Below are 12,028 nucleotides of genomic sequence, written 5' to 3'. Positions count from 1 at the left end.
GGGTATGGGGCATCCGGGCCGTTGAGGCTGCTTGCCACAGCCCCTATTGTCCGACAGGTCAAGGGCAGGACTTCCGATGGCGTTCCCCAGGCTCCGGCGCTCCGCTGGGGCGGCCATCGCCATGGCTCTTCCCCTGGCGGCCTGCAGCCTGCCCAAACCGCCGGTCCCGCCGCCACCGCTGGTGACGCTGGCCTCCCCATCGGCGGACGACTTCGCTGACCAGGCCACCTACCAGAGCACCCTGGAGGCGATTCGGGAGCTGAAGCTCGAACCGCAGATCGAGGGCCGCATCGTGGCCATGCCCATGGCCGAGGGGCAGCGGGTGCGGGCGGGTCAGCTGCTGTTCCGCCTGGATCAGGTGCAGCAGCAGGCCCAGGTGAACGCCTCCAGTGCCGAGGCCCGCAAGGATCGGCTCAACGCCGAGCGCTACATCTTCCTCAACCAGCAGGGTGCCGTGTCCACCAAGGACCGCGACGCCTACGTGACCCAGGCGATCGAGAGCCGTGACCGGGTGATCGCCAACTCGGCCACCCTCGGTTACAAGGACGTGCTCGCGCCGATCGCCGGCGAGGTGGGCAACATCAACGTCAAGCTCGGCGATGTGGTGCGCCCCGGCAGCGTCGTCACCACGGTGGTCGACAACTCGCGCCTGTGGGTGCGCCTCGACGTGCCCTCCGAACTCTCCTGGCGCCTGAAGCCCGGTCTGCCGGTGCTGCTGGAGGCCCCCGGCCGCCCTGGCCTGCTGGCCCGCGGCAGCCTCAGCTTCCTGGCCCCCTCGGTGGACAAGAGCAGCCAGACCCTGCTGGTGAAGGCCACCTTCGCCAACCCGGACGGCACCCTGCGCAACGGCCAGCGGGTGAGCGCCACCCTGGTGTTCGACCGCCAGACGCTGCCCTCGATTCCCCAGCAGGCGGTGCTGCTCCAGGCGGGCAAGACCTTCGTGTTCCTGGCGGTGCCGCCGGCTGAGGCCAGTCGCCTGCTGGGCCGGCCGATCACGCCGGAGCCACCGGCCGGAGCCCTCGTGGCCCTGCAGGTGCCGGTGAACCTGGGCAGCCTGCAGAACGGGCGCTTCGCGGTGCGCAGCGGGATCGCCTCCCGGGATCGCGTGATTGTGGGCAACCTGGCCCAGCTGCGCTCCGGTGCCGTGGTGCGGGTCGCCCCCGCCGGTGCCAGTGCCGGGGGCAGCGGCTCATGAGCCTTTCGGACACCTTCATCCGGCGGCCGGTGCTCAGCACCGTGTGCAGCATCCTGATCCTGATGGCCGGGATGATCAGCCTGCCGCTGCTGCCGATCGAGAACCTCCCCAACATCGCGCCGCCCACGATTCAGGTGACGGCCAACCTGCCCGGCGCCGACGCCCTCACCGTCGAGAGCGCGGTGACCGGCCCCCTGGAGGAGCAGATCAACGGCGCACCGGGGATGGATTACATCACCTCCAACAGCACCAGCCAGGGGGTGAGCCAGATCAATGTCTACTTCAAGGCCACCACCGATCCCGACATTGACCAGGTCAATGTGCTCAACCGGGTGCAGACGGCCTCCTCCCAGCTGCCCCAGCAGGTGAATGCCCAGGGGGTCACGGTGGAGCAGACCGCCTCCAGCTATCTGCTCGTCTACAACCTCACCTCGACCCGGGGCCAGTTCGACCGCAACTACCTCAATGGCCTGTTCCAGCTGAACCTGCTCTACCCCCTGAGCCGTGCCGATGGCGTGGGTCAGGTGAACGTGTTCGGTGCCAGCAACCCCGCCTTCCGGCTGTGGGTGGATCCCCTCAAGCTCACCCGCTTCAACCTCACGGTTGATGACGTGATCCAGGCGTTGCAGGGGCAGAACCAGGTGGTGATCGCCGGCAGCATCGGCGGCCCTCCGGCCCCGGCCCAGAACCGCAGCACCTACCCCCTGCTGGTGAACGGCAACCTGGAGACTGTGCAGGAATTCGAGGATCTGATCCTCAGCAAGGGTCCCGGTGGCAGCCAGACCGCCAAGGGCAGTGACGGCAGCCTGATCCGCCTGCGCGATGTCGGTCGTGCTGAATACGCCTTCCAGAACTTCTCCCAGTCGGCGATCAACGCCCGCAGCGGCTACCCCTGCGTGGGCTTCGGGGTGATCCAGCTGCCGGGCAGCAACGCCATCAGCACCGCCAAGGCCGTGGATACGGTGCTCACCCAGTTCGAGAGCACCCTGCCGCCGGGGGTGGTGCTCGAGAAGGTGTTCGACCAGACCGACTTCATCAATGGGTCCATCGCCACGGCCCTTGAGGCCCTGCGCGATGCGGTGGTGCTCGTGCTGCTGATCATCTTCCTGTTCCTGCAGGACTGGAAGGCCACCGCCGTGCCGGCCCTGGCCCTGCCGATCGCCCTGCTGGGGGCCCTGATCTTCGTGAAGGCCTTCGGCTTCTCGATCAACGAACTCACCCTGCTGGGCATCATCCTGGCCACGGGTCTGGTGGTGGATGACGCCATCGTGGTGGTGGAGGCGGTGGCGGCCCGGATCGAGGCCGGCGACCCCCCGTTCCGGGCGGCCTCCAACGCCATGAAGGAGCTCACCGGCGCGATCCTGGCCACGGCGCTGGTGCTGCTGGCGGTGTTCCTGCCGGTGACCTTCTTCCCGGGCGCCACCGGCGTGATCTACCGCCAGTTCGCGCTCACGATCGTGTTCTCGATCCTGGTGAGCACCTTCAACGCGATCACCGGCAAACCGCTGCAGTCGGCGCTGCTGCTCGGCGGCGGCAAGACCGACCCCCGCGGCCTGAAGTGGACCCTGATCGGCCTGGGCCTCGGCGCCGGCTACGGCTGGCTGGCCTTCGGCTGGGTGGGATCGCTGCTGCTGGGGGCGCTCGGTGCCCTGGTGGGCTCCAACCTGGTGCCGATCTTCGCGGGCTTCAACCGCGGCTTCGACGCGCTCGCCGCGGGCTATGCGCGCCTGCTGCAGCTGGCCATCCGGCTGCGGCGCCTGCTGGTGGCGATCCTGCTGGGCGGGGTGGTGCTTACCGGCATCGCCTTTGCGGCGATTCCCACGGGCTTCGTGCCCAGCGAGGACCAGGGCTACGGCCTCGGCATCATCCAGCTGCCGCCCCAGGCCTCGCTTGAGGCCACCATGCTGGTGGCGGACCAGGCCCGCCAGATCATCGCCAAGGAGGAGGAGATCGTCTCCGGCGAGGTGATCGGCGGGGCCGGCTTCAACGGCGGCGCCCTCAACCAGGGCATCTTCTTCTTCGGCCTCAAGCCGATTGAGGAGCGCACCGCGCCCAGTCAGTCGGCGAACGCGATCATCAAGCGCCTCAACCAGGAGTTTCGCCAGATTCCGGGCGCCATCGTGCTGGCCCAGCCGCCGGCGGCCGTGCCCGGCTTCAGCGCCCAGGGCGGCTTCTCGCTGCAGTTCAACGACCTCAGCAACGGCGGCTACACCCCCACCCAGCTGGCGGGGCTGGCCGATCAGCTGATCGGTGACGCCAAGAAGACCGGCGATTTCTTCAACATCTACACCCAGTTCGTCGCCGACGCGCCGGTGTGGCGCCTGGATGTGGACCGCGACCGCATGGCCTCGCTCAATGTGAACTACGGCGATGCCATGGCCACCCTCGGCGCCCTGGCCGGCGGCCGTTTCGTGAATCCCACCTACGAGAACGGCCAGTACCGCCAGGTGTATGTGCAGGCAGAGGGCGAGCGGCGCAACGTGGTCGACGATCTGGCCAACCTCTACGTGAGCAGCGCCGACGGCCAGCTGATCCCGCTCTCCAACATGGTGAAGGCCCAGCTGGACAGCGCCCCGCCGATCGTGAGCCACTTCAACCTCTACCGCACGGTGCTGGTGCAGGGGGTGGAGGCCTTCGGCAAGAGCAGCGGCCAGGTGATCGACACCCTGGCGGACACCTTCCGCCGGCTCAACTTCACCAACATCGGCATGGACTGGTCGGCCCTCTCCCGCTCGGAGGTGCAGGCCGGCTCCCTGGCGATCCTGGTGTTCGCCCTGGGGATCGTGGTGGTCTACCTGGTGCTGTCGGCCCAGTACGGCAGCTACATCGATCCGCTGGTGATCCTGATGACGGTGCCGCTGGCCATGCTCGGCGCCCTGGTGTTCCTGGTGCTGCGCGGTCAGGTCAACAACGTCTACGCCCAGGTGGGGCTGGTGACCCTGATCGGCCTGGCGGCCAAGAACGGCATCCTGATCGTCGACCTGGCGAACCAGCGCATGGAGGCCGGGGCTAGCGCCGCCGAGGCCGCCGCCGGCGCGGCCCAGTCGCGGCTGCGGCCGATCCTGATGACGGCGATGGCGGCCCTGGCGGGCTTCTTCCCGCTGCTGGTGGCCAATGGCGCCGGTGCCCTCAGCCAGCGCTCCCTGGGGGCGGTGATCTTCGGCGGCCTGCTGGTGGCCACCGTGCTCAGCCTGTTTGTGGTGCCGTCCTTCTATGTGCTGATGAAGAACCTGGAGGCGGCCTGGTTCCCCGACAGCCAGGCTGCGCCACCCCAGCTGCCCTCGCCCTGATCAATGCCGCTCCCCCATCCCCCTGGCTATCGCGAACCGCCGCAGACGCGTTTGGATCGCCGCCGCGTTGTGTTCGCGGGTGTTGTGTTCGCCGCCATGGCAGCCTTGCTCCTCGTGCTTGGGCGCCGCGCCGCAGAAGCCCCGGGGAGCCCTCTGCCCGATGCGTCGCTGGAGCGAGCCATCGCTGTGGTGGCGGTAGCCGGCTGTTGTGGAGCCTGGGGTGAGGCCATGCGCCAGCTGGCGCGGGTCGCCCGAAGTCGCGATCCCCACGACCTGCCGCCGTCATGACGGACGTCGCTCCCAGCCTGCGCCGCTGCCTCGGCCCGCTGGAGGTGACGGCCCAGGCGGTGGGCACCGTGGGGCTCACGCTCACGGCCGTGTTCAACATCCCCGAGGCGATGCGCACGGCCGGCGCCGCCACCTGGATCAGCTACGGCCTGGCGCTGGTGGTGGTGCTGCTGGTGGGCGAAACCCTGGTGCTGTTCCGTCGGTTGCCGGGCAGCCCGAGTGGCATCGCCGCCTATGTGGGCGCCGGGCTGGGCGCGCGCCTGGGGGCCACGGCGAGCTGGGCGCTGCTGCTCGGCTACGGCGCCACCTTGGTGGCCTGCCTGCTGTTCTTCGGGTTCTTTCTGGAGCTGCTGCTGCGGCATCTGGGTTGGCCAGCACCGCCACTGCTGGCGTACCTGCTCGGCGGGCTGGGCTGCCTGGAGCTGGCCCGCCGCGACGTGCAGCTCTCCACCCGCACCATGCTGCTCACCGAGACGATCTCGGCGTTGATCATCCTGGCCCTCACGCTGGTGATCCTGCGGCACGGCTGGGGAGCCCCCGATCTGCGGGCGATCAACCCGCTCGACGACACGGCGGCCCAGGTGCGATCGGGCCTGATGGTGGCGGTGCTGAGCTTCATCGGCTTTGAGAGCGCTGCGAACCTTGGCCGCGAGGCGATGGATGCCGAGCGGGCCGTGCCCCGCAGCATCCGCATCGCCGTGGTGCTCGCCGGGGTGCTGTTCATGGTGTGGGGCGCCTTCCTGCCGGAGGGCCTGGCCTGGCTGCCGGCGGTGGCCCGCCAGAGCCTCGATCCGTTGAGCGCCCTGGCGGAGCAGATGGGCATCCCCGGCGCTGGCCTGTGGATCAAGGTGGGCGCGGTGCTGTGTCTGTTCGGCACCTGCCTCGGTGCGCTCACCGCCCTGGCGCGCCTCGCCTACGGCCTGGCGGAACAGGGGCTGCTCCCGCCGTCCCTCGCGCGCGTGCATCCGCGCTACGGCACCCCGGCCCGGGCGCTGCTGGCGGTCGGGCTGCCCCTGGTGGCTGGCGGTGCGCTCGTGGTGCAGCGCCACCTCAACATCAGCCAGATCTTCGGGCTGTTCGGCGGCTTCGCCGTGCTCGGGTTCCTGCTGGTGTACGGCCTGGTGGCGCTGTCCAGCCTGCGCGTGAGCCTGCCGGGGAACTCCCGCCGTCGCCGATTGCTGGTGGGTGGTGCCTGTCTGGTGGCCGTCAGCGCGATGGCGCTGGCCTACGTCTCCGGGGCGGTGGGGCAGCAGAACGGCATGTTGCTCACCTTCGCCGTTCTGATGGTGCTTGGGGCGCTGCGGGTCTGGTGGGTGGTGCCGGCCCTCCGGTGATCACCGCGGGCGCAGCCATATGGGTGAGGTCAGCTCCAGCCGGGCCCGGCCCGGAGAGAGGATCAAGCCCTGCCGCCGCAGACCCAGGTGCTGAGCTCATTGCTGATCGCCTTGCCCCTGCCCCATGCCCATCTGCAGGGCACGCTGCTGCCACGCGGTTTCTTTCTCGGCCTTGGGCTGATCTACCTGGCAGCCCTGGCTGTGGATCGCCTCGCGGCCCACTGGCGCTTGCCGGGGGCGGCCGCGGTGCTGCTGTTAGGCCTGCTGATTTCCACCGGGTGGTTGACCCAGGCCCAGCCCCTCGGCCCGCTGCAGGTGGACACGCTGCACCGGGTGAGCCTGGCGCTGCTGATTTTCTACGCCGGTAGAGCTGATCACGCGCTCCGTTCTGGTGGCTTTCAGCAAATCAGCGGCTCAGAACGTCCGATTACAGGCGTCCTGCCCTATTTGGCCTCCCTGATCGCGGCCTCCTGGCCACACCTCTGGGCAAGCCGCTATTCATACCGCCGCCAACGCCGCAGGGCAGAGCAGGTTGCCCAGCCGGATCAGGTTGTAGGCGATTACGTGCAAGCCAAACACCGCACTCACCTTGTCTGTGCCGCGCAGCTTGAACTGGCGCAGACCGCCCCACTGTTTGATCCAGCCAAATACCTTCTCGATGCCGCGGTGGGCATTGATCGACCTGGCGTAGCCCTGGTGACGGGTGGTGCGGCCATCGATGGCGGAGCCACCAGGGCGAGCTGTGTACTGCGCCACGTGCGGCGTCACGGCAATGCGGCGCATCTCAGCAACAAAGCCCTTGGTGTCGTAGTTCTTGTCGGCTCCAAGGGTTTTCTGGTGGGCACCGGGGATGGCCGCCGCCATCGCTTTGGCAGCATCCCGCTCTCCGGTGCCCGTCGCTTGTGTCACCTGGCAATCCACAATCAGGGCATGGCGGTTGTCCATGAGCACGTGGCCCCGGTAGCTGGGCAATGCCGGATGGGCCTTGGATTTCCGGCAGAGCAGCGCGTCGGGATCCGTGCCGGATCGATGGGTCTTGTTGCTGAGCTTGATGCAGCGGAAATCCCCTTTCGCCCGCTTCTTCCCTTCTTTCGGCTGACCAAAACCCTCGCCAGGGCCTGATGGCGGCGTCGGTGGATCGTCCTGCCCGTCGATTCGCTCCAATGAGGCATGGGACGCCCAGGCCTGCAGCCGGGTGCCATCCACGGAGAAATGCTCGTCGCTGAGCAGCGGCTTGACCTCCGGAGCGGCCATCAGCTTCTCCAGGAACTTCCCCATCACCTGCTCGTTGAGCAGACGCTCGCGGTTCTTGGTGAATGTGGTGGGGTGCCAGATCGGATCGTCGGGACCCAGGCCGACAAACCAGCGGAACAGCAGGTTGTAGTGGAGCTGCTCCAACAAAAGCCGCTCCGATCGGATCCCATAGAACGCCTGCAGCAGCGAGGCCAGCAGCAGTTGCTCGGGCGGAACTGATGGCCTGCCTTCTGTCGCGTAGAGCGCACAGAAGGTGGGATTGAGCCGATCGAGGGCATGATCCGCCAGCTTGCGGATCCGCCGCAGTGGATGGCTGGCCGGGATCCGCTCCTCGATCGACACGTAGGAGAACAGGGAGCCGCTGCGCTCCCTGTGACCTCGCATCTCAGGTGGGCAGTTGTCCCATTTTCGCAGAGGCGGACGGGTTTTTCAGCAAACTCCTAGAGCGCTCCATCAGGACAACCCTGGAAGCCTTCCAATGTGCTCGGATACGAAGCCTGGGCCAACACAGCAGACCACGATCGCTGCCCCACACCGACGTGGTCGCACCTGCAGGTGAGGGGGCTACTCACCAGCCTGGCCTCTGCATTCCTCAGGGCGTCGGCTCAAGGCGCTTCCCTGGCCGCACCGCTGTGGGCGCTGCAGGAGGCCGTGTGCCCGGTTCCCAGATCCGCACCTGCAGAGGGCCCTGCTCATTGGGCGCAAAGCGGGTGAGCCAGCCGGAGCTCCACATGATCTCCACCTCGCCGTTCTCCAGGCGCCAGGTGCCTCCGGCCTGGGCATCGATGGCGTTGAAGGCCAGGCCGTTCGACATCAGGCTCACGCTGGTGACCGGACGATCCGCCTGGGCCGGCTGGATGCGGTACACCCCCACCGCTGCAGCCATCGCTCCACGCAGCTGAACGGCCTTGCCGTGGTTGCTCGGCCGCCCCAGACGGCTCGCCCCCGGCGCCCAGGACCACTGCTGTGGCCCCGCAGGACCGGTGAGGATCGCATCGCTCCAGCCGTCGCTGTAGTCGATGCGCACGCCATTCCCCCAGGGCTGCCAGCGCCCCTGCTCATAGAGCTGGTTCGAACGGAGATGCTGACTCCCACCCAGGGGCACCCCATCCACGCCACTGGTGCTCACGGCCAGGCCATCGGCACTGAGGCGCACGTTGAAGAGGTTGTTGGCGTTGTCGCTCAGGGCCCAGACGCCTGTGAAGCGCTGGCGCTGCTGCTGCTGTTCGTCAGCGAGGCTGCGCTGGATCGACGGCTCTGCCGCCAGAGCCGGAGCAACCAAGAAGGGTTGCAGGCTGAAGGTTGCCAGTAGGGCCGACGCCCCCAGCTGGAGAACTTGGGTAGCGATCGACCCCATGCACAGCTCCAGCGAGGATCTGCCGCCTGCTTAGCAAGGTGGATGTGCTGTGTCAGCCGGGTCTGGCCGGATTGCTGCCCCTGCCGGTGGCCTTCAGCTGAACAGCCAGCCATGGAGCAGCGGGATCGTCACAAAGGACGCGGCTGTGTTGAGCAGGATGCACAGGGCCAAGCACTCCACATCCAGACCCACCCGATCGGCGATCACGAAGGTGAGGAGCTGTGTGGGCATGCCTCCTTCCAACACCACGGCCTGCAGGTAGGGATCCTGTAGGCCGATCCAGCGCGCCGCTGCCAGGATCACCAGAGGTGATACAAGGAGTTTGATGGTGCTGGCCAGCAGCAGCGGCAGTGGTTGGTGGATGCGGCGGTAGCGCAGCCCCATGCCCAGCGACAGCATCATGAGTCCGGTCACCGTGTTGCCGAGGATCCGCGTGGCTTCCATCAGGAACCCCGGGATCGGGATGCCGCTTCCGGTCCAGGCCAGAGCCAGCACGATGGCCCAGAGCGCCGGCATCGTGATCACGGCGCGGATGGCCTGACGCAGCACCCCGCTGCTCACGTTGCCGCTGAAGCTTTCGCCCAGGGCCACGCCGACGCTGAGATTGAGGGGTGTGGTGGTCACCTCGCTGAGGATCGCCACCTTCGCCACCTGCAAGGCCAGCGCAGGGAACACACCCTGCAGCACCGGCAGCCCCAGATAGGTCACGTTCCCGAAGGCGCTGGCGAGGATCAGGGCTCCCTTTTCTTCGGAACGCAGGGCCAGGGGGCGGAAGATCAGCAGCGCCAGCGCCAGGCAGCAGCCCACACCAATGGCCATCACCAGCGGGATCTGCAGCATCTCCGGTCCGGTTGGAACACTGCAGATCACCCGGAACACCAGGGCCGGCAGGAACACATTCAGCACGAGCACGCCGATGTTGCGGCGTGCGGCCTCCACATCGAGATCGGCAACCACGTAGCGGAGCAGGCTGCCGATCAGGGCGATCAGGCCGAGGGCCAACAGGACTGGCGTCATCTGTGGCGGGTCCGCAGAGCCATCCTCTCCGCATGACGTATGGATCACCATCATCGACGACTGGAACCCTGATCCGCCAGGTGCTTCTGCGTCGCCTGTGGGCGCCAATCGCTCTAGTGTCGGCCTCTCGCCACAAACAGCGTCGCCTTGGCCTGGATCCCCGCTTGAGTCGATGACGTACCTGCAGCACAGGCCTGAACTCAGCGCTGAGGGGGCCATGGTTGCCCTTCAGGCGGCGGCGGCCAAGGCCCGGGAGATCGGCACGCCCCAGTGCATCGCCGTTGTTGATCGGGGCGGCCATCTTCTGGCCTTCCTGCGCATGGATGGCGCCAAGGTGCTGAGCCAGTACTCCGCCACTCAGAAGGCCGCGACGGCTGCTTCATCGGCCGCGCCCAGCGGTGAGCTGCCGGAGCCTCTGGCGGCGGGACTGGCTGCGGCTACCCAGGGCCGCTTCACCAATCTCCGCGGCGGACTGCCGATCCTGGTGGAGGGCCGGGTGATTGGCGCCATCGGCGTCGGCTCCGGCACCGCCGAGCAGGATCTGATCGTGGCCCGGGCGGGCATCGACGCCCTGCTGGCGGCCCTGGATGGACGGGCTCCCGGATGATCCCGCGCAGCGCCGTCGCTGGTGCGATCGGCAACACGGTGGAGTGGTTTGACTTCGCCATCTATGGCTACTTCGCCAGGGAGATCGGTGAGGCCTTCTTCCCGGCGGATGTGCCGTCGCTGCAGCTGCTCAGTGCCTTCGCGGTGTTTGCCGTGGGCTATCTGATGCGGCCGATCGGTGGGCTGGTGCTGGGGCCGATCGGGGATGTGGTGGGCCGGCGCGCGTTGCTGCTGGTGAGCGTGGCGGTGATGGCCGCCTGCAGCCTGGGGATTGCCTTGCTGCCACCCACCAGCCAGTGGGGGCATGCCTCCGCCGTGTTGCTGGTGCTGCTGCGCCTGCTGCAGGGGCTTTCAGTGGGAGGTGAGTTCACCGGATCGGTGGTGGCTCTGGTGGAAACGGCACCCGTGCAGCGGCGCGGCCTCACCGCCAGCTTGGCCAGCGCCGGTGCGGTGCTGGGCTTCGTGGGGGGATCGCTGGCGGCGGCCCTGATCCACCTCTGGCTCGCCCCGCCGGCCGTGCAGCACTGGGGCTGGCGAATCCCTTTCGTGCTGGGTGCCGCCTTGGGGATCTGGGCCCTGAGCCTGCGGAGCCATCTGGAGGAGACGCGGCCCGACGCGCCCGCCATGAGCCTGGGCGCTCACCTGGCTGAGCTGCGCTCCCAGCTGCCGGCGATGTTTCGGCTGATGGCGGCGGTGGCGCTCTCCTCGGTGAGCTTCTACGCCGCCACGGTGTTTGCGGTGCAGGAGGTGTCGGCACGGCTGCCAGCGTTGGCCGCCCGTTTCAACGCCATCACCACCCTCAACCAGGCGATCGGCGTGGGTCTGATTCTGTTGGGCGGCCATCTGGCCGATCGCACTGCACCTGTGGCCCTGGCACGGCGCCTGAATCTTGTTTTGGCGGTCTCTGTGTTGCCTGGAATGCTGCTGATCGCTGCTGGCACCCCGCTGGCCTTTGGCGTGGGCCAGGTGATCGTGTTGGTGCCGCTGATGCTGTATCTGGGTGTTTACCCCTCGCTGCTGCCCGGTCTGTTCCCTGCCGCCCAGCGCTGCAGCGCCTTCTCCTTGTCCTACAGCCTGGTGGTGGCCCTGCTGGGAGGCACGCTGCCGCTGATCGCCACCTGGCTGGAGGCGAGCCTGGGTCTGACGCAGGGGCCAGCGTTGTATTGCCTGATCTGGGCGGTGCCCACCCTGCTGGCGTACCGGCAGCTGGAGAGACATCTGGTGCCTGATCGCCAGGCCTGAAGGATCACGGCGCCACCCGCACCTCCGATCCGGAGAGCGCGGTGGGCTGGCCACCTGGTGCAGCCGTGATCGTGTACACGAAGCGGCTACCGTCCGGGCTGATGAAACTGGTGGCCTTCTGGCCGTCGGGGTAGGTGGCCGTACCGATGCAGTCGGCGCTGACGCTGTAGGTGGCCATCTCGACCCCACCGGAGCCATCGGAGCCCTGGTAGCTCAGCACGATGCCGCCCTGGCCGTCGTACACCTCGCGGCCGCTCTCGGCGTAGGGCTTGCCGTTGAGCACGCCGCTCTCGTTGTAGAGATACGTGCCCTTGAGGGTGGCGTTGCTGCAGGGCAGCGGGGTGGCCGATGCGGCGCTGCCGGCGGCCAGGGTCAGCAGGATGAGGGGGAGCCGGGCGATCCGGCAGGACTGCAGTAGCAGGGCGGACATGGGTTGGCGGTGAAT

At 68.0% G+C, this 12,028-nt stretch carries 9 protein-coding genes; 5 read left to right on the top strand and 4 right to left on the bottom strand.

Going from position 1 to position 12,028, the window contains the following annotated elements; translation table 11 throughout:
* Positions 1-121: 121 nt before the first annotated feature.
* The 3 genes from ACLV7J_RS13975 to ACLV7J_RS13965 all read left to right on the top strand — a co-directional run bounded on the left by ACLV7J_RS13975 (position 122) and on the right by ACLV7J_RS13965 (position 6,107).
* A complete protein-coding gene (locus ACLV7J_RS13975) occupies positions 122-1,195 on the top strand; it encodes an efflux RND transporter periplasmic adaptor subunit (protein WP_411869682.1) in 1,074 nt (357 codons plus the stop codon).
* A complete protein-coding gene (locus tag ACLV7J_RS13970) occupies positions 1,192-4,485 on the top strand; it encodes an efflux RND transporter permease subunit (RefSeq protein ID WP_411869681.1) in 3,294 nt (1,097 codons plus the stop codon). The genes ACLV7J_RS13975 and ACLV7J_RS13970 overlap by 4 nt, the downstream gene beginning before the upstream one ends.
* Positions 4,486-4,769: 284 nt before the next feature.
* Positions 4,770-6,107, top strand: a complete 1,338-nt coding sequence (locus ACLV7J_RS13965; RefSeq protein WP_411869680.1) for an APC family permease — start codon at positions 4,770-4,772, stop codon at positions 6,105-6,107.
* A gap of 498 nt (positions 6,108-6,605) precedes the next feature.
* On the opposite strand, the gene ACLV7J_RS13960 is transcribed toward ACLV7J_RS13965, so the two are convergent.
* From ACLV7J_RS13960 to ACLV7J_RS13950, 3 genes are all read right to left on the bottom strand, one after another.
* Positions 6,606-7,745 carry an IS5 family transposase gene (locus ACLV7J_RS13960; protein WP_411869679.1) on the bottom strand — a complete coding sequence of 380 codons (1,140 nt, stop codon included), beginning with the start codon at positions 7,743-7,745 and terminating at the stop codon, positions 6,606-6,608.
* Positions 7,746-7,953: 208 nt separating this feature from the next.
* On the bottom strand, positions 7,954-8,643 hold the full coding sequence (locus ACLV7J_RS13955) for a hypothetical protein (RefSeq protein ID WP_411869678.1): 690 nt from the start codon (positions 8,641-8,643) through the stop codon (positions 7,954-7,956).
* 168 nt (positions 8,644-8,811) lie between these two features.
* Positions 8,812-9,735, bottom strand: coding sequence for an AEC family transporter (locus ACLV7J_RS13950; protein ID WP_411869677.1), 924 nt, complete (start codon positions 9,733-9,735; stop codon positions 8,812-8,814).
* A gap of 172 nt (positions 9,736-9,907) precedes the next feature.
* On the opposite strand from ACLV7J_RS13950, the gene ACLV7J_RS13945 reads away from it, so the two are divergent.
* On the top strand, positions 9,908-10,342 hold the full coding sequence (locus ACLV7J_RS13945; protein WP_197211790.1) for a GlcG/HbpS family heme-binding protein: 435 nt from the start codon (positions 9,908-9,910) through the stop codon (positions 10,340-10,342).
* Positions 10,339-11,583: an MFS transporter gene (locus ACLV7J_RS13940; RefSeq protein WP_411869676.1), complete on the top strand. Its 1,245-nt coding sequence runs from the start codon at positions 10,339-10,341 to the stop codon at positions 11,581-11,583. The genes ACLV7J_RS13945 and ACLV7J_RS13940 overlap by 4 nt, the downstream gene beginning before the upstream one ends.
* A gap of 4 nt (positions 11,584-11,587) precedes the next feature.
* Here the strand turns inward: ACLV7J_RS13940 and ACLV7J_RS13935 are convergent, their stop codons facing one another.
* Positions 11,588-12,013 carry a hypothetical protein gene (locus tag ACLV7J_RS13935; RefSeq protein WP_411869675.1) on the bottom strand — a complete coding sequence of 142 codons (426 nt, stop codon included), beginning with the start codon at positions 12,011-12,013 and terminating at the stop codon, positions 11,588-11,590.
* Between the last annotated feature and the right edge of the window lie 15 nt (positions 12,014-12,028).

The sequence above is a fragment of the Vulcanococcus limneticus LL genome, from assembly GCF_943369875.1.
Classification (GTDB): Bacteria; Cyanobacteriota; Cyanobacteriia; order PCC-6307; family Cyanobiaceae; genus Vulcanococcus; species Vulcanococcus limneticus_A.
The sequence above is the reverse complement of the archived record's forward strand: the minus strand, read 5'-3'. Positions and strand labels throughout refer to the sequence as shown.